The organism is Betaproteobacteria bacterium (assembly GCA_016713305.1).
Classification (GTDB): Bacteria; Pseudomonadota; Gammaproteobacteria; order Burkholderiales.
Map to the genome: position 1 here is coordinate 354685 of JADJPK010000009.1, position 17741 is coordinate 372425.

The following is a 17741-nucleotide window of genomic DNA, read 5'->3' on the forward strand; positions in this document are numbered from 1 at the left end:
GCCTCGAACGGCCGAACTGGAATTCACATCTGCCGGAACAGGTGCGCGTAGGCGCGGCTGACGGCCACCGCATCGGGAACGCCCCGGATGCGCAGGGACAAACGGCCCGCGAGATCCCGCGAGGCCTTCTCGATGGCGCCCACCCGGGCGATGGTGTTGCGGTGGATGCGCCAGAACTCGCGCGGGTCGAGTTCCGCTTCGAGATCCTTGAGAGACGTGCGGATGAGCCACTCCCGCTCGGCCGTGCGGACCAGGGTGTACTTGTCGGCCGCCTGGAACAGGTTCACGTCCGCCACAGGCAGGAAGCGGATCTCGTCGCGGTCCAGCACCTGCAGCCACTGCAGGTGCTCGCGCTTCGGGGCCTCGCGCGTCATGAGCTGCCGGACCAGATCGCCCAGATCGGCCGGCGCCTGGCCGAGACGAGCTTGCAGCCGCTCCACCGTCTTGGCGAGCCGCGCGGGCTCGGCGGGCTTCAACACGTAGTCGACGGCGCCCTGCTCGAAGGCGCGAATCGCGAATTCGTCGTAGGCCGTCACGAACACCACGTGCGTGGCCCCGCCGATGCGTTGGGCCGCGTCGAGGCCGGTGATGCCGGGCATGTGGATGTCGAGAAACGCCACGTCGGGACGCAACGCGAGAATCGCCTCGAGCGCCTGCGTTCCGTTCGATGCCTCGGCCAGGATCTCGAGCGCCGGCCAGCATTGCCCGAGCAGACGCTTCAGCTCGGCCAGCAACGCCGGCTCGTCGTCGGCGATGACCGCCGTGGGCCGCACGGCCGTCACGTCGCTGCCTCCGCGACGGGAACGCGCACGACCACGCGCACACCGGAGGGCGTGTTGGCGCGGATCGTGAGCTCGGCCCGGCCTTCGTAGAGAGTCTGCAGCCGCTGGCGGACGTTCTCGATGCCGACTCCCGACGAACCGCGACCGTCGAAGCCCCGTCCGTCGTCCGTCACCTCGAGCGTGACGGCATCCGGGTCACGCCGCACCGTGACGCAGACCCGGCCGCCCTCCGTCAGCGGTCCGATGCCATGCTGGATGGCGTTCTCGACGAACGGCTGGAGGATCAGTGGCGGAAACGAGATGGCGTCGACGTCGGAATCCGCCATCACCGACCACTGGAGGCGGTCGCCCATGCGGATGGCCATGATCTCCAGGTAACGGCGCACGAGTTCCAGTTCCTGGCCCAGTGTGGTCCGTCCGGTGCGCGTGCGCTCCAGGCTGCCGCGCAGGTACGCGGTGAAATTCACGAGCATCCGCTTGGCCGTGGCAGGGTCGGTCTCGATGAGGCTCGCCACGTTGGACAGCGTGTTGAAGAGGAAGTGAGGCTCGATCTGCGCCTGTAGCGCCTTCAGCTCCGCCTCTGCCAGACGCTTGCCGGCATTGACGCGCTCGACCTCGTGCAGCCGCAGGCGCGTCTGCGTTTCTTCCAGCGTGTGACGCGAGTAGAAGAAGTAGGAGATCGCGACGCCGAAGATGAGGGCGCCCAAGAGCGAACCGGGCAGCAGCCCCTCCTCCATCTGCACCGTGCCGTACACGAGCCAGACGATGAGGTAACCGATGGCCGTGCCGGTGATTGCGCCCACGGACACGGCGATGGGCATGATGCCGGGCGTGGGCTTGGTCACGCCCCGCAGGCGCATGAGCAGATGGGTCGCCGTGAAGATCGAGACGCCGATCGCCTGCGAGAAGATGAAACTGCGCACGAGCCCGCCGCGCATGATCGCCGCGAACAGCACCGCGATGAGGGTGTCGAAGACCAGGACCAGCGCGAAGTCGCGCCGCCAGTGCAGAGGCGCGCAGCTCGTGCCGGTGGAGGCGGGATCGGTCATCTTGTCCGCGGGGATTGCGGCGGGGAATGACGAAGGCGCGCACGGGGAGAGATCCGCGTGCGCCGCGCGGCTGCCGGCCTGTGAGGGAATGGGTTTTCGCGTCGTCTCGGCACGCCGCAACCTTCTCAGAAAAACCACTGCGACGCCAGCCACCCGACGGTGCGCTCCGGCAGCAGTCCGTAGGCGGAATCGGGCGGTCCGGCGAAGCGCCGCACGCCGGCTTCCCAGCGCCAGCGGTCGTACTGCCGCGAAAGCGTGAGCGTCAGCACACTGCCCCGGTCGGAGGGCGTGACGAGCCAGTCGACGGCGGCATCCCAGTATTCGCCGTCGTAGGACGCCCGCAGCAGCGCGTTGTCCCGCAGCAGGTTGGGACGGTCGAACGCCTGGACGCCATACGCGAGGTTTCCTTCGATCGCGCTGCGCGGAACCGGCGTTCCGAAGAGCGCGCTCTGCGCCCGGGTGATCGATGCGGCGCGGATCCACTCGTCCTTCGTCCAGGCCGTGCCGTCGTACCACGCTTCGGCCATGACGCCCCAGCCCGACCCGTGCGTCCAGCTGTAGCCCGCCGCGACCTGCGCCGCTGCACCCTCCTTTCGGACGTGCAGCGGATCCGACACCGACAACGGAAGCGATGCAGCCGGATCCACAACGTTCGTGCGGCGCTCCGTGCGTTGCGCCAGCAGGCCGCTCGCGTACCACTGGGCCGACTCGCCGACGACGCGGTTCACGCCCGCCCCGCCCTGCACTCCCGTGCGGGCGCTCCACCGGGCGACGGCATGCAGGTCCCGGTCGCCGTCCTGGCGGAACCAGCGGAGCGCCACCGATTCGTCGTCGCGCGAGGAGGACGTCTTGCCGTGCAGGGGGTTGGCCCACACCAGGGTCCAGGCCGACGTCTCGGTGAAGCGTTCCCAGGCCAGCGAGGGAATCCCCTCCAGCGTGAACTGGTTCAGGACGCGGCGGTCCTGCTGCTGGATCACGTCCAGCGGACGGAAGCCGAAGCCGATGCCCCAGCCGAGAATCTTCTTGCCTGCGGACACGCGCTGTCCGCCCAGGACGGTATCGACGTACAGCTCGTTCAGGAGCCCTTCGTGGCGCGGCTGCTGGCCCTCCAGCGCCGTGGAACGTGCCGTGCCCACGAAGACGGCATCGCGCAGACGGCCGCGCACCTCCAGTTCACCGCGAACGCGGTCACGCCCGAAATCGGTGAGCGGCGCCGCACCCGCGAACGGCGATGTGCCGCGCGCTCCGTGCAGTTCGGGGATCGCGCGCAGCACGGCCGACACCTCGTCTTCCGCCGCCCCTGCGCTCACGAGGGCGAGCGCGGCCAGTCCCATCCAGCGTCGCACGATCACTCCTTGAAGTCACCGCGGGCGAGGAACATGGGGTTGAAGACTTCGTCGGGCACGGTCTTCGGCTTGCGCGAGACATAGGTGACGAGCGTCTCGCGCGAGGTCTGGATCTGGTCGACCAGGCGCATGCTGCTCACCTGCCGCCGTCCGTCGATCTCCTCCACCTTGAAGAACGCCTGCTTGGCGAGGCGGTCCGAGGCGACGAACAGATCCGCGCGCACCGGTTCCGCCGTCGCCTTGACGAGATACAGCTCGATGCGGGCGTAGGTCACGCCAGTGCGCTGTGCCGTCAGATCCAGGCGCAGGCACACGCGGCCGTCGATGGTCGACTCGCCCGCCACGGTCCCGTCGTAATCCTCGTTCCAGGACAGCGTCGCGATGTCGCCGGTGGAGGCATCGCCCAGCAGCTTCTGCTGTGGCGTCACCCGGATGGGCCGACCGGTGCCGGGCATCATCAGCCAGAAGTCGTCGGCCGACATGAGCAGCTTCTGGCCGGCTTCGCTGGGCGACTTGAACAGCACGAGCGACTTGCGGCCCGGCTTCACGTACACGGTGTAGCGGCGTTCCTTGTCGAGCTTGCCGGACTTCAGCACCTGCACCTGGGTCTCCACGACCATGGGTCCGGGCGCGAGGCGGAACGCATCGGCGTCCTTCAGCAACGGTTTGACCTCCGCCGCCGCGGCCGAGACCGCAAACAGCGCACAGACGAACGACACGATGAGCTTAGACATGGGTCAGGGCTTCCACGATGGGTTTGCGGGCGGCCTTGCGGCTCATGAGCCACGCGGCGACCGTCGAGACGCCGATCACGGCCACGGCGGCCAGGACGTACAGCAGGGCGTCGACATTGATGAACAGCGGGTAGCCGTCGGAACGTCCCGGCGGCGGCGGCATCTGGAAACCGGCCACCGCGAAGAAGCCCGCCGTGGCGAGTGCCACGAGCACGCCGGCGAGCGCCCCGGCCGATCCGAGCACCCAGCCTTCGAGCGCGAACACACGGACGATCTGCGCGGGCAGCGTGCCCAGGGCCCGCAGCGTGCCGATCTCGCGGGTGCGTTCCACCACCGCCATGGCCATGGTGTTGGAGACCGCGAACAGCACGATCACCACCATGATGGCGCCCAGCAGACCGAAGATGCGGTTGTAGAGGCTGCGCACGGCAACGTAGTAATAGGCCTGGTCTTCCCAAGTCTGCAGCGCACGCGACGGATAGCGCGCCGAGACTTCGCCACGCATCGCGGCGGTGTCTTCCGTGCGGGTGAGATAGATCGCCAGCAGGCTCGCGCGGTCCGTGACCAGCAGCTTCTGTGCGGTACCCAGCGCCACGTAGACGGCGCGCTTGTCGATGTCCGGCACGCCCAGGCTGAAGACGCCGCGCACGGTGACGTCCAGGGCATTCAGGCTGCCCTCCGTGGTGGTCGAGAGCAGCGTGAGCACCGATCCGGGCTTCGCGTTCAGCTGCTTCGCCAAGGCCTCGCCCAGCATCACCTCCGGCAGGGGGCCGGTCGGCGAGGCGCTCAGCACCTCGCCCCCCAGCATCTTCATGAACGGGCCCTTGACGTGGAATTCGGTCGCGGCGTCCACGCCCGTGCCGATGAACACCGACGACTTGTCGCCGTTGCTGATGAGGCCGCTGAAGTGCAGCCGCGGCAGCACGGCCCGTACACGGTCGTCCTGCAGCAGCGCCTGCTTCGCGGCGGCGAAGTCGTCCAGGCCCAGCGACATGGGCGTGTCCTCCTCGCGGTCGAAGTACTCCTTGTGCGCGAGGATGAGATGCCCGCTGTCGCGGGCCGCGGCCTCGCGCAGCGATTCGTACGTGTACAGCGCGAAACCGCCGCCGATCAGGATGGCCGCCGTGCCGACGGCCGTGATGAGCACGGTGATGAGCGCGCGCCGGCGATTGCGGCCGACGTTGCGGAAGGCGAACAGGAGCCACTTCATTGCAGCACTCCATCGACGAGTCGGAAGACGCGGTCGCAGTGGTCCGCGACCCGGGGATCGTGCGTGGCGATGACGCAGGTGGTGCCTTCGTCGCGGCCCAGCGCACGCATGAGGTCGGTGACCTGTGCGGTCGTGACAGAATCGAGATTGGCCGTCGGTTCGTCCGCGATCACCAGGCGCGAGGACTTCACCAGTGCCCGCGCGATGGCGACGCGCTGGCGCTGGCCGCCGGACAGCTCGTCCGGCCGTCGTTTCTCGAAGCCGGCCAGGCCCACGCGGTCGAGGATCTCGCGCACCCGCCCTGCCCGCCTGCCTGCCTCCACGCCCTGGAGCAGCAGCGGGAATTCGACGTTCTCGAACACCGTCATCACCGGGACCAGATTGAACGACTGGAAGATGAAGCCCACGGATTCGCGCCGCAGAAGCGTCAGCGCGTCCTCGTCGAGCCCGGCCGTCTCGCGGCCCGCGACCGTGAGCGAACCGGAGTCGGGACGATCGATCAGCCCGCACAAGTTGAGCAGCGTGCTCTTGCCGCTGCCCGACGGGCCGGTGAGCGCCACGAACTCGCCCGTGCCGATGGTCAGGGTGACGTCGTTCAGCGCGCGGAAGGGCTGAGTGCCCATCACGTAGGACTTGGAGACACCGGTCACTTCCAGGACTGCCCGCGAGCCCCGTCTCTGCTGCGCCGGACCTGCGGCTGCGAGGACGGCGCTCATGCTCCCAGCTCCTTGAGGCGCGCGCGTGCCGCGTCGGCTTCGTAGCCCTTGGGGTTCGCGCTCAGTGACTGCCTCAAGCTCGCGATTTCCTCGTCGCGCTTGCCTTCGCGCTGGGCCACCTTGGCCCACTGGAAGTGGAAATTCGCCTGCATCGCCGGGGGAATCCGGGAGAACTCGGGATTCTTCATGGCCTCGGCGACGACCCGCTTGCCCGCGTCGAAGCGATTGAACAGGCTCGGCAGCTGGAGGAACGTGGTGCCGGCCACGAGGCGCGCTTCCATGCCCACGGACGTGCCTTCGAACCGTTCGGCATCCCGCTCCGGGGTCACCAGGGCCAGCGCCTTGTCGAGCTGGGTGAGCCCGTCTTCCACCAGGCGCATCTTGGTCCAGGGCATGTAGGCCTCCCGCCCCTGCAGCGTGAGGCAGCTGCCCCAGTAGGCACGCAGGAGCACGTTGCCGGGCTCTCCGCGGTGCATGGCTTCGAACCGTTCGGAGGCAGTCTTGACGGCGGCCTTGTCGCCGCGGACGCCGTCGAGGAAGACGGCCCGGGTCGCGGCGAGGTCTTCGGCCAGGACCGCGGGCGCGAGGACGGCGCCGGACACGGCGATCAGCCAGGCGGCCAAAGCGAGCAAGGGACGGCGGAGATCGAAAGTCAGGATGTTCATGACAGCTCCGGTGGGTGATCGATGGAGCCCATGCTGACCGGCGGCGGACTGTCTCGCGACACCGGTGCGACGAACTGCCGGTTTGGTGGAATGAACCGCAGACAACGGTCGTGAACGGCGCCCCCTCCGGTGCCGTGGCGTTCCGCGTTGACTCGGCTAGAACCGCCCTGCCCCGCGACCGCCACGATTCACGGACGGGTTGCCCGGGAATCCGCGTGAAAATTTCTCACATCGGGTTGAACCGGAGATCCCCTCGCCGGTATTGACCGACCGGATGCCGGAAGCCCAAGGAGCTTGTCGCCGGGCGTCGGCGTACGCGAGGGCGGTGTACCGGAAACGGGCCTGTCCTTCATGCAACGCTGCCGGAAACCCCTCTCGAGGATGTGCCGGCAGACCTGCCGGACCGAGGCGATCCTGCCCCGGCCGGAGCAAGGGCGTGCCGAGGGGCACATTGGCCAGGAGACCCAGAATCATATGAAACCCACCCTACGTGCGTCGGTGACGACCGCACTTCTGCTGCTGGCGGCAAGCCAGTCGGCTTCCGCGCAGGTCTACGGAAGCCTCGCGAACTTCGACGCCGTGAACGACACCGGCTACGTGGCCCATGGATTCGAGATCCGCATCGAGGACAGCAGCTTCGACCACACCAAGATCCAGAGCATCTTCGGTTACGACCGCGACTTCGGCGTCCCGCCCCAGTCCGTCGTGCGTTACGGCGCTCCCACAGTGGAGGATCTCCCCGGCGTCGGCGTGCTCATCCGCTATGCGGCGAGCTTCAGCAACGGCGCCTGGAACCTCGGGACCCCGACAGGCCCGTATGCGAACGCCGGGGATAGCTGCTGGCCTTTCGGCAACCCCCTGTACGCCTCGGGTGCCCTGTCGTGCGATCACTTCGGTGTCGGCACCTATGCCAACCCGGCCAAGACGACCTACAGCTGGCTCGTCGATCCCGAGAACGACGGCACCCTGGCCGCCATCAACGCCGGCCTCCCCCCCGTGAACTTCTTCTACGCGCCCGTGGGCGGCGGAGGGGAAGTGCGAGAGGCCCCCGAGATCGTCGTGGCCGAGATCGAGGCCGAGAAGGACGACAACGAGGTCTTCGGCGAAGCCTACTGGGTCAAGACCTTCGCGAAACACGTGGACCACAACGTCGGCATCGACGACCTGATGAAGGGCAACGACGTGGTGCCTGACGACGACGAGGTCGAGGTGGAATGGGAGCTCTTCCAGGCCGGTGACGAACAAGGCGGCGGCGGCGGCGAAGGCGGCAATGGCCGCAAGCGGCACGAACTGCAGCTCAACCCGGAAGACGCCGCACTGGTGCTCCGGTACGAGTTCTACAGGTACCAGGGCGCATTCAAGGCCGACGGCGAAGCCGACTGCAGCGGCAAGAATCGGGGGGGTGGCGGCGGCGGGCCCGGCCCGGACGACTGCGGCGGGCTGGGCGAGTACGTCGGCGCGCAGATGGCCGGGTTCAATGCGATACAGCCTCCCGGCGCCGTGGTACAGGTCGTTCAGGTTCCGGAACCGGGCACCTACGCGATGCTGGCCGCCGGCCTGGGTCTCCTCGGGCTCGCTCGCTCCCGCCGCAGCAATACCTGACAGTCCCCGCACGTTCGCCGGAGTCTTGCTGGCTCCCGGATTCCGGCGAACGGGTAGAGCGGGATGCGCGATCCCCTATCGCGCATCCCGCGTTTTCCACGGGCTGGGCCGCAAGGCCTAGCCCGTCTTTTCGAAGTCGATGCGTTCGTCCACGGGCAACCCCTGCAGGAACCGGCGCAGGCAGTCCAACCCCATTTCGGCAGCGCCCAGCCGGATCCAGTCCCGGCCCCCCAGCAACCGCGCACGTCGCGAGACCACGCGATCCGCCGTGGCGATGGCCAGACAGATGGTGCCGCCGAATTCGATGCGGTCGGCACCTTCGTCCAGTTCGACCAGCACCGCCAGCGCGTGAGTCGCCTGCCCTTCCACGCGCACGGCGTGAGCGACGGCCTCCGCATCGCTGACCGTCAAGGCGTGACCCGCGGGCGGTGGTGGAAACCCCACGACCGTCATCGCCTCGGCGGGCGACGGGGCGACCGTACCGCGTGCGATCACGCCGCCCGCCCCCGCGAGCGGCACCAGCCTCGCCGCGATCGCTCCGCCGGTGAAGGTCTCCAGGATCGCCAGCCGTGCGGTCTGATGCTTCAGCCGCTCGAGAACCACCGTCTCGAGCTTGCCGTCGTCTTCGGCCAGGATGAAATTGCCCAGCCGCTTGCGCACTTCGGCTTCCACCGGCGCGAGCTTCGCGTCGATCTCCTCGCGCGTCGCTCCCCTCATCAGGAGCTTGGTCTCCAGTTGCGGATAGTGCGCGCGGAAGCCCAGCTTGAGGGAGCCGTCGGGTACCATGGCTTCGAGGTCCGCGAGCATGGCGTCCACGCGCGACTCGCCCAGGCCGTAGGAGTGGAACCGCTTGAGGAAGCTCGCGGTGGGCCGGCCGGCACGGGCCAGCAGACGCGGGACGATCTGCTCGTCCAGCATGCGATGCAGTTCGCGCGGCACGCCCGGCGTGAAATAGAAGCGCGCGCGGCCGATGTCCACCGCGAATCCGCAGGCCGTGCCGATGGGGTTGTCCAGGCGTTCGCTGCCGGACGGCAGCATCGCCTGTTTGCGGTTGTTGGGGGGCATCACCCGCGCGCGGCGGCGGAAGTAATCCTCCATCCGCACGAACCAGTCCTCGTCGAAGACCAGTTCCACGCCCGCGGCCCGGGCGGCGATTTCCTGCGACAGATCGTCGACCGTCGGGCCCAGTCCGCCGTTGACGATCACCGCGTCCGCGCGCATCGATGCGCGCTGGAAGGCATCGAGCAGCGTCTCGCGGTCGTCCCCGACCGTCGTGCCCCAGCGGACTTCGAAACCGGCGTCGCCGAGCTTCTGGCTGATGTGGCTGAAATTGGTGTTCACGGTGGCGCCGGTCAGGACTTCGTCACCGGTGCAGATGATCTCGATTCGCATGGACAGGAACCTGGTGCGGTTGACTCGGGGATCGCGGAAGACGCGACCCTCCCGGCGGCGGACGCTAACACCGAAGGGGGCGTGCCGTCATTCCAGTTGCACGCCCGCCTGCCGGGCGATGGCGCACAGGCGCGCAACCTCGCGCTGGACCCATTGGCCGAGTTCGTCCGGCGTCGAGTGCACAGGCTCGCTGCCGAACGTGGCCAGGAACTGCCTGAGCGATGCGTCTTCGGTCGCCTTGGCGATGCCCTGCGCCAGCTTGTCGACCACGGGGCGGGCGTGCCCCGGGGGGCGAAGAACGCCCCCCAGGACACGACTTCGAGGTCGGGGCGCCCGGCTTCGGCGAACGTGGGGGTGTCCGGCAGTCCCGGTATCCGGGCCTTGGACGTCACCGCCAGCGCGCGCAGCTTGCCCGACTGGATGTGCGGCATGGCCACGAGCGGAAAAGCGAACATGACCGGGAGCTGTCCCCCCACCACGTCGGTGATTGCCGGCGCCTCGCCCTTGTAAGGGACGGGCCGCAGCCGTGCGCCGGTGGCCCGCGCGAGTCGCTCCATCTCCAGATGCTGCAGGGTGCTGAGCCCGGGCGAGGCGTAAGGCATTCCCTCGGACTCCGACTGGCTGCGGCTGACGAGCTCGGCGAGCGACTTGATCGGCGTCCCGCTGTTCACCACCAGCACCATGGCGCCGCGGGATCGCAGGGAAATCGGCTGGAAGTCCTTCTGGACATCCACCTTCATCTTCGGAAACACGCAGGGGTTGATGCCGTGGGTGGCGATGTCGCCGGAAAGGAGGGTGTAACCGTCGGGCGGCGCGTGCGCGACCAGTTCGGTGGCGAGTTGTCCGCTCGCGCCAGGACGATTCTCGATGACGAAGCGGGCCCCGAGCGTCTTCTCCATCACCGCCACGAGCCGGCGTGTGCCGCTGTCGGAGACGCCACCCGCCGGCCAGGGCACGACGATGCGTATGGGACGCGACGGATACCCATCGTCCGCATGGCACGCCACGGGAACGACGACACCCGCAGCACCTGTCAGCAGCATCAGGGCGCCGAGGATGGCCGACGCGGTCCGACGCTTGGGCGCAGTGCCCGGAATCTGGACATTCACCTGATGGTTCTCCCCCTCCGTCAGCGGCCGGTCATCGCCGCCGCTTTCCGATTCAGTCCTTCAACGCCTCCGGCATCCAGTGCCGCGATTTCCGGTCGGCACGGAAGAAGCACTTGCCATGGCGCGCCAGCGCCTCGCCATCGATGTCGAAACCCAGCCCTGGCGCTGTCGGCGGCGTCAGCACACCGCGCTCGTGGGTCCACGGTCGCGCGAGCACGACGTCGCGCGCCTCGACCGTCCAGCCCGGCGGGCTCAGCGGGTACTCGAAGGGGCATTCGTTGGCGAACCCGGATCCGAGGAGGATCTGCAGATTCACGGCGAAGCCCAGACCGTTGCTCCAGGTGTGCGGGGTGAAGCCGAGACCGTGCTGGCGGCACAGCGCGGCCACCTCCATGGTCTCGGCGATGCCGCCCGTCCACATGGCGTCAGGCTGGAAGATCCGGTAGCAGCGCTTCTCGATCATGTGGCGCAGCTCGGGCAAGCCCGCCGTGTGCAGTTCGCCGCCGGACACGGGCACACGTGCGGAATACGCTGTGAGCGCCGCCATGTCGTCGAACCACTCCATGAAGAGCGGCTCCTCGATCCACGCCACGCCGACGTCCGCACAGGCGTCCGCAAAGCGCTTCGCACGCGCCAGATCCCACACGGGCCCCGGCGCGTTCTGCGTGAGCCGGAACGCCTGATTGCAGTCCACGGCGATCTTCATGCGCCCTTCCATGGCCCTCGCCGTTTCCTGCACCTGCCGAATGTCCACCGCTTCGTCGAAATCGTGCACACGGATCTTGAGGGTCCGGAAGCCCTCCTCGTAGCGCGCCCACGCCTCGTCGATGCGCGCGGCCGGATCCTTCACTTCGCCGGAAGAGGCGTACAGCGTGACCGGCACCGCCTTTCCACCGAGCAGCTCGTACACCGGCTTGCCCGCGAGCTTTCCCTTGATGTCCCAGAACGCCGGTTCGAGCCAGCCATTGCGCACGCCCAGCACGCCCATGATGTGGATGCATTCGCGCACGCGGCCGATATCCGTGGGGTCGGCTCCGAGGAAAAGATTGGCGACGGCATCGCCGATTCCCGCGCGTTCGCGGCCGCCGGCGGAGAACGCGCTCCAGCCTTCGATGCCGTCATCGGTGACGAACTGCGCAAGGTAGAACAGCGTGCTGCGGCGAGGCGGCCCGGGCACCCATGCAGGGGAGAAAGGCGCCGGCAACGGCCCGTTGACGAAATGAAGCGCAATGCGGTCTATGACCGGCATCGTGTCGACTCCTGCATGGCAGACATGTCCCTGCGTCGGGTCCGGCCCATCCGGTTTCGAACGCGCGGCCGCTGATATGTCAGCCGTCGACAAGCGGGGGATGTGGTGTAGTCTACCGCGCCGACAGAACACTTTTCCGAGGAGAACCGGTGGCTTCGACCCCCTTCGATTACACGGCGCTGCTGCGTGCCGACCTGCCCCCGGCGGCTGCCCGCTGGAACGGACTGCCACGCCATCACTTCGTGGGCGGCAACAACGACGAAGCCAGCGTGCCCGTGGACGATCTCGTGGCGGCGGCGGAACGGGTGCTGAGGCGCGACGGCCATGCGCTCGCGCTCTACGGATTGAAGAGCGGGCCTCTGGGATACCGGCCCCTGCGCGAGTTCATCGCCGCGAAGCTGCAACGCGAGGCCGCCATTGCCGTCTCGCCCGACGACATCCTCATCACGTCCGGATCGCTGCAGGGGCTCGACCTGGTCAATGCCGTGCTGCTCGCGCCGGGCGATACCGCGATCGTCGAGGAGATGACCTACGGTGGCGCCATCTCCCGCCTCAAGCGCCTCGGCGTGAACGTCGTGGGAGTCCCGGTCGACAAGGACGGCCTGAGCGCCGAAGCGCTGTCGCAGACGCTCGCGGAGCTTGCGGCAAAGGGCGTCCGTCCGAAGTACATCTACACCATTCCCACGGTCCAGAACCCGACGGCCACGGTGATGAGCGAAGGCCGCCGCAAGGAGATCATCGCGCTCTCGCGCCAGTACGGCGTGCCCATCTTCGAGGACGAGTGCTATTCGGATCTCGTGTGGGAAGGCCGCCGCCCGGCGGCCATGCGCGCCATGACCGACGACGGCAGCGTGATCCACATCGGCTCGTTCTCGAAGTCCATCGCGCCCGCGCTGCGGGTGGGCTACATCGTCGCGGACTGGCCGGTGATGAGCCGCATCCTCGCGGTCAAGACAGACGCGGGTTCCGGGGCGCTGGAGCAGATGGTGCTCGCCGAGTTCTGCCCGAAGCACTTCGACACGCACGTGCAGACGCTGCGCTCGGTGCTCAAGGGCAAGCTGGACGTGATGGTGGAATCGGTCCGCAGTCAGTTCGGCGAGACCGCCGACATCGAATTCGACTATCCGGCGGGAGGCATCTTCCTGTGGCTGAGGATGCCGGACAGCGTGGACACGTCGCGGCTCGAACAGATCGCCCTGCGCGCCGGCGTGGCGATCAATCCGGGGGCGGAGTGGATGACCGATGCCGTGGGCGGACGCAAGCGGCTGCGCCTGTGTTTCGCGCATCCCACGCACGAGGTGATCCGCGAAGGCGTCGGCATGCTCGCGGAGATCTGCCGCCGCGAGTTCGGCGTGCCGCCGGTACCGGCCGGTGCGCATCGCTGACGCCGTACTTTCCGCCCGAATCGCTCCGGAGCCCCCATGCACGCCCCCTTCACCGCCGCAAGCCGTCTCGTTTCAGCCCTTCGCACGACCGCCCTGGGCCTGTGCGTCGCGATCGCTTCCTTCGTGCACGTGACGTCCGCCGCCGCACAGGAACTGCCGGATGTGATCCGTGTCGTCGTACCGCTCGCAGCCGGCAGCAGTCTCGATTCGCGCGCCCGGATGATCGCGGATGTCCTGGGAAAACGCCTGCAGCGGCGCGTGCTGGTGGAGAACAGGCCCGGCGCCGGCGGATCGGTGGGCACGCTCTATGTCGCCCGGGCGAAGCCGGACGGCGCCACGCTGCTGTTCGTCAACAGCAGCCACGTCATCAACCCGCACATCTATCCCAACGCGGGCTACGACGCGCTCAAGGATTTCGTGCTGGTCTCGCCCGGTTACGACTCGGGCCTGGTCATCGTCGCCCATCCGGACATGAAAGTCGGGAGCGTGAAGGACCTGGTCGCGGCAGGCAAGGCGGCGCGCGAAGCCTTCTCCTTCGCCTCCAGCGGCACGGGCGGACTGCCGCACATCGCGATGGAGATGTTCACCGAGGCGGCCGGACTCGACATGGTCCACGTGCCCTACCGGGGAGACGGTCAGGCCATGACCGACGTGCTTCCGGGACGCGTGCCTCTCGTGGCGAGCGGCTACCCCGCCGCGGTGCCGCACGTGAAGGCCGGAAAGTTGCGCGCGCTTGCCGTGACGAGCAGCAAGCGCACCGGCATCCTGCCCGACGTTCCCACGGTCGCCGAAGCCGGCTATCCCGCCGCCACCCTCGATGTCTGGACCGCCTTCTTCGCTCCCGCGAAGACGTCCCCTGCCCTCGTGGAGCGCTACGGCAAGGAACTGCGCGCGGCCCTGGGCAACCCCGCCTTGCAGGAGCAGTTCACGGCGACCGGTGCGCAAGCGATGACCATGACCAACGCGGAGTTGACGGTGTTCATGGGCAAGGAATTCGAACGCTACGGGCGGATCGTGCGCAAGCTGGGGTTGAAGCCGGAGTAGCGGCGAGAACAAGACGCCGGCCCCGGCAGGAGCGGCCGCAGGTCACCGGCGCGCGCCCGAAGCCAGGCTCAACGCGACCGCAGCCTCCTCACCTCTTCGAGAAGATCCGCCACGAACGCCGCGAGTTCGGGCGAGGCGTCGAAATGGCGTTCGAGGAGCAGCAGATCGCGCGCACGGCGCAGTTCCCGCGCCGAGAAGCGCCACTCCGGGCGGTCCAGAGCAAGGGGCAGCAGACCCTCGCCGACGCGCTCGACGATCCACTCGCGTTCGATGGCGCAGACCGCCGCGAACTGATCCAGCGTGAGACAGGCTTCCTCCAGGAGGTCGGCCAGCAGGATGTCTTCTTGTCGCATGTCGTCGTCCCTCACGCCCGCGGATCGAAGGCCAACTCGCGGGCCATGGTCTCGTACAGTTCGCGCGCCTTGGGCGTGGTGGCCGAAGGCAGCACCACCTGCAGTTCCAGCAGCAGATCGCCAGGTGGCTCGCCGGGAATGCCCTTGCCGCGCACGCGCAGTTGCTTGCCGCTCTGCGCGCCTCCAGGAATGCGCACCTTCAGCGATCCGCCATCCGGCAGACCGACGGCCACGACACCGCCCAGCGCGGCTTCCCACGGCGCGACCCGCAGGTGCCGGTGGACATCGCGTTCCACCACCCGGAAATCAGGGTGCGGACGGAACTGAACCTCGAGGTAGAGATCTCCGGCGCGGCCGCCGCCGAACCCGGGATTGCCCTGCCCGGAGAGGCGGATCATCTGTCCCGGCTTCACGCCCTTGGGAATCTGCACGTTCAGCGTCCGGGTCTCCAGCACCATCCGGCCCCGGTCATCCAGCTTGGGCACGCGCAGCGAGATCTGCCGTGCTCCGCCCCGGTAGGCATCCTCCAGGTCGAGCATCACTGAGGCGTGATGGTCTTCCCCTCGGTCGGGCGCGGCACGCCGCCCGCCTCTGTGCTCGCGGGCTCCCGTGCGGGCGAAAAGTTCGGAGAAGAAATCGCTGAAATCGCCGGCACCCATCCCGCCCATGCCATCGAAACCCCGCCCGCTGAACTCGAACCCGCTGCCCCAGTCGGGCGGCGGCTGGAAATCCTGACCGGCACGGTAGTTGGAGCCGAGCCGGTCGTAGGCCGCCCGCTTCTCGGGATCGGAGAGCACCGTGTAGGCCTCGTTGACTTCCTTCATCCGGGCCTCGGCGTTCTTTTCCTTCGAGACGTCCGGGTGGTATTTGCGGGCGAGCTTGCGGAAGGCCTTCTTGATGTCGTCGGCCGTCGCGTCGCGGGCCACGCCCAGCGTCTCGTAGTAGTCCTTGAAGTCCACGCACCCCTCCTTCGCCAAGCCGGTACGCGCAAGCGTTCGCCGCGCCCGTCACGGTGGATGTTCAACTCTCTCTCAGATGGTGCCGGCCAGGGTCGGCGTCAAGGGCCGGCATCCGCCGGGTCGCATGGCCGGGCGACCCGTCCGGGCTATTGAAACCGGAAGCGGGCGACCCGATCTTCGGCGTCGAGCGCAAGGACAGACACCCCATGCGCTTCCCCGTTCAACGGACATTGGAGAAATGGCCATGTATCGATCCCTGTTTCCCCGCGATGTCTTCGCCGAACTGGATCGCCTGCAGCGCGGTCTGCAGCAGGCGTTCGACGACACGCCCAGCATCCGCGGCGTCGGCCGTGGCGGTTATCCCGCGCTCAACGTGGGCGGCACTCCCCAGGCGGTGGAGATCTACGCCTTCGCCCCGGGCCTCGACCCGGCGTCGGTGGACATCAACCTCGAGCGCGGCGTGCTCACTGTCTCAGGCACACGGCAGGAATCGCTCCCCGCGTCCGACGAGAAGACAACGCTGCACGTGGGCGAGCGCTTCTCAGGCAAGTTCCGCCGCGTGGTGAGCCTGCCTGACGACATCGATCCCGAAGGCGTCACGGCCGCCTACCGCGATGGCGTGTTGCGCATCACCGCGCGCCGCCGTGAATCGGCGCAGCCGCGCCGCATCGACATCCAGTGACCTGGAGGACACCATGACACAGACCCCGACTCAACAACGCAATGCGCGCGACGACGTCGCCCTGCTCCCGCCGGTCGACGTGATCGAGGACGCAGCCGGCATCACCCTCTTTGCCGATCTTCCCGGCGTCCCGCGCGACAAGCTCAATCTCAACGTGGAAGCGGATACGCTCACCATCGAAGGCGAGATCGCGGTGGAACTGCCTCAGGCCATGTCGGCCAGCCATGTCGAAGTCGGCTATCCGCGCTATCGACGCGCGTTCACGCTGAGCCGCGAACTGGACCCCTCCGGCATTTCCGCGGAACTGAAGGATGGCGTGCTCAAGCTGCGGATTCCCAAGGCCCCGCACGCGCAACCGCGACGCATCGAAGTCACGGCAGCGTAACTTCCTCTGCCTCAGGCAAAAGACAAGACCTGACCCCGATTCTGACCCCAACGAATCGGGGTCAGGTCTTGTCTTTTGCCCCCTTCAGTCGAGTGACGCGCCGGATTCCTTGACGATCCTGGCCCAGCGGGGCAGTTCGTCCCGGATCGATGCCGCCAGCTGCGCTGCGGTTCCGAAGCGTGCCTCGCAACCTTGCGCGGCGAGCTTCTCCTTTACATCCTGAGCGTCCAACACCTGTTGAAGCGCTGCGCCCAGACGCGTCACGATGCCCTTGGGCGTTCCGGCAGGCGCCAGGACGCCATACCACGGCGTCGAACCGAATCCCTTGAGCGTCTCGCCGATGGTCGGCACATCCGGCAGCGCCGCTAGACGCGAAACGTTGACGACCCCCAGCACTTTCAGCTTTCCCGTCTGGATGAAACTCAGCGATGCCGGGACGCTGACGACCGCGAGCGGGATCTGACCTGCGACGACGTCCGTCACCGCTGCGGCGGCCCCCTTGTACGGCACGTGGACGAGATCGATGCCCGCGGCCTTCTGCAGCATTTCTCCGATGAGGTGATTGAGCGTTCCGTGTCCGACAGACGCGTAGTTCAGCGTGCCGGGGGCCGCGCGAGCCGCTGTGATGAGCTCGTTGATGGATGACGGCCCGAACGAGCGATTCGCGACCAGCAGGTACCCGGCAGTGGCCACGGTCCCCACCGGCTCGAAGTCCTTGACCGGATCGAAGCCGGTGGACCGATACAGTGCCGGATTGATGACCAGCATGCTGTTCGCGGTGAGCAGCAGTGTGTGCCCGTCGGGCCGGGCATGCGCCACGTGCGCCGTGCCGATGTTCCCGCCGGCTCCGGGCCGGTTTTCCACGACGACGGACTTGCCGAGAACTGCGGCGAGCTTCTGCGCGACGATGCGGCCGATGGTGTCGTTCGCTCCGCCGGCAGCCTGGGGCACGATCATGGTAACCGTCCGCGATGGGTAGACGGTGTCTTGCGCGCAGGCAATCGTGGGTAACAGCAGCAGCGACAGGACGGCGGCAAGTCTTCCGAACTTCACGGGGTCACCTCCGGCAGCACACAGGG

Annotated in this window: 19 protein-coding genes; 6 read left to right on the forward strand and 13 right to left on the reverse strand. The window is 67.9% G+C overall.

Annotation, left to right across the window (positions count from 1 at the left end; all coding sequences use genetic code 11):
- Positions 1-23 precede the first annotated feature (23 nt).
- The 7 genes from IPK20_13725 to IPK20_13755 all read right to left on the reverse strand — a co-directional run bounded on the left by IPK20_13725 (position 24) and on the right by IPK20_13755 (position 6502).
- Positions 24-773 carry a response regulator transcription factor gene (locus IPK20_13725; GenBank protein MBK8017663.1) on the reverse strand — a complete coding sequence of 250 codons (750 nt, stop codon included), beginning with the start codon at positions 771-773 and terminating at the stop codon, positions 24-26.
- A gap of 5 nt (positions 774-778) precedes the next feature.
- Positions 779-1831: a sensor histidine kinase gene (locus IPK20_13730; GenBank protein MBK8017664.1), complete on the reverse strand. Its 1053-nt coding sequence runs from the start codon at positions 1829-1831 to the stop codon at positions 779-781.
- Between the two features lie 125 nt (positions 1832-1956).
- Positions 1957-3177 (reverse strand): hypothetical protein, encoded by a 1221-nt coding sequence (locus IPK20_13735; protein MBK8017665.1) that lies wholly within the window; start codon positions 3175-3177, stop codon positions 1957-1959.
- A 2-nt stretch (positions 3178-3179) separates the two neighbouring features.
- Positions 3180-3911: an outer membrane lipoprotein-sorting protein gene (locus tag IPK20_13740; GenBank protein MBK8017666.1), complete on the reverse strand. Its 732-nt coding sequence runs from the start codon at positions 3909-3911 to the stop codon at positions 3180-3182.
- Entirely contained in the window at positions 3904-5121 is a 1218-nt protein-coding gene (locus IPK20_13745) for an ABC transporter permease (GenBank protein MBK8017667.1), read from the reverse strand. Before IPK20_13745 ends, IPK20_13740 begins: the two co-directional genes overlap by 8 nt.
- A complete protein-coding gene (locus tag IPK20_13750) occupies positions 5118-5837 on the reverse strand; it encodes an ABC transporter ATP-binding protein (protein MBK8017668.1) in 720 nt (239 codons plus the stop codon). Before IPK20_13750 ends, IPK20_13745 begins: the two co-directional genes overlap by 4 nt.
- Entirely contained in the window at positions 5834-6502 is a 669-nt protein-coding gene (locus tag IPK20_13755) for a hypothetical protein (protein ID MBK8017669.1), read from the reverse strand. Before IPK20_13755 ends, IPK20_13750 begins: the two co-directional genes overlap by 4 nt.
- 1167 nt (positions 6503-7669) lie before the next feature.
- Between IPK20_13755 and IPK20_13760 the strand changes: the two genes are divergently transcribed.
- Complete coding sequence (locus tag IPK20_13760; GenBank protein MBK8017670.1) at positions 7670-8104, forward strand: PEP-CTERM sorting domain-containing protein; 435 nt, start codon at positions 7670-7672, stop codon at positions 8102-8104.
- Positions 8105-8221: 117 nt separating this feature from the next.
- Here IPK20_13760 and IPK20_13765 read toward each other — a convergent pair whose 3' ends face one another.
- Positions 8222-9496, reverse strand: coding sequence for a CinA family nicotinamide mononucleotide deamidase-related protein (locus tag IPK20_13765; protein MBK8017671.1), 1275 nt, complete (start codon positions 9494-9496; stop codon positions 8222-8224).
- Between the two features lie 87 nt (positions 9497-9583).
- Positions 9584-9766: a hypothetical protein gene (locus tag IPK20_13770; GenBank protein ID MBK8017672.1), complete on the reverse strand. Its 183-nt coding sequence runs from the start codon at positions 9764-9766 to the stop codon at positions 9584-9586.
- Positions 9767-10144: 378 nt separating this feature from the next.
- On the opposite strand from IPK20_13770, the gene IPK20_13775 reads away from it, so the two are divergent.
- Positions 10145-10297, forward strand: coding sequence for a hypothetical protein (locus IPK20_13775; protein ID MBK8017673.1), 153 nt, complete (start codon positions 10145-10147; stop codon positions 10295-10297).
- A 360-nt stretch (positions 10298-10657) separates the two neighbouring features.
- On the opposite strand, the gene IPK20_13780 is transcribed toward IPK20_13775, so the two are convergent.
- Positions 10658-11854 carry a mandelate racemase/muconate lactonizing enzyme family protein gene (locus IPK20_13780; GenBank protein MBK8017674.1) on the reverse strand — a complete coding sequence of 399 codons (1197 nt, stop codon included), beginning with the start codon at positions 11852-11854 and terminating at the stop codon, positions 10658-10660.
- 149 nt (positions 11855-12003) lie between these two features.
- Here IPK20_13780 and IPK20_13785 point away from each other — a divergent pair, with 149 nt between their 5' ends.
- The gene (locus IPK20_13785) at positions 12004-13239 is read left to right on the forward strand and encodes a PLP-dependent aminotransferase family protein (GenBank protein MBK8017675.1); all 1236 of its coding nucleotides are present in this window, start codon (positions 12004-12006) and stop codon (positions 13237-13239) included.
- Positions 13240-13275: 36 nt separating this feature from the next.
- A complete protein-coding gene (locus IPK20_13790; GenBank protein MBK8017676.1) occupies positions 13276-14283 on the forward strand; it encodes a tripartite tricarboxylate transporter substrate binding protein in 1008 nt (335 codons plus the stop codon).
- A gap of 68 nt (positions 14284-14351) precedes the next feature.
- On the opposite strand, the gene IPK20_13795 is transcribed toward IPK20_13790, so the two are convergent.
- Together IPK20_13795 and IPK20_13800 are read right to left on the reverse strand one after the other, a co-directional pair.
- Positions 14352-14636 (reverse strand): MerR family transcriptional regulator, encoded by a 285-nt coding sequence (locus IPK20_13795; GenBank protein MBK8017677.1) that lies wholly within the window; start codon positions 14634-14636, stop codon positions 14352-14354.
- Between the two features lie 11 nt (positions 14637-14647).
- Positions 14648-15595, reverse strand: coding sequence for a DnaJ domain-containing protein (locus IPK20_13800; protein ID MBK8017678.1), 948 nt, complete (start codon positions 15593-15595; stop codon positions 14648-14650).
- A 244-nt stretch (positions 15596-15839) separates the two neighbouring features.
- On the opposite strand from IPK20_13800, the gene IPK20_13805 reads away from it, so the two are divergent.
- Both IPK20_13805 and IPK20_13810 read left to right on the forward strand, forming a co-directional pair.
- Positions 15840-16277, forward strand: coding sequence for an Hsp20/alpha crystallin family protein (locus tag IPK20_13805; GenBank protein MBK8017679.1), 438 nt, complete (start codon positions 15840-15842; stop codon positions 16275-16277).
- A 13-nt stretch (positions 16278-16290) separates the two neighbouring features.
- A complete protein-coding gene (locus tag IPK20_13810) occupies positions 16291-16662 on the forward strand; it encodes an Hsp20/alpha crystallin family protein (GenBank protein ID MBK8017680.1) in 372 nt (123 codons plus the stop codon).
- Between the two features lie 84 nt (positions 16663-16746).
- Here IPK20_13810 and IPK20_13815 read toward each other — a convergent pair whose 3' ends face one another.
- The gene (locus IPK20_13815; protein MBK8017681.1) at positions 16747-17619 is read right to left on the reverse strand and encodes a tripartite tricarboxylate transporter substrate binding protein; all 873 of its coding nucleotides are present in this window, start codon (positions 17617-17619) and stop codon (positions 16747-16749) included.
- Between the last annotated feature and the right edge of the window lie 122 nt (positions 17620-17741).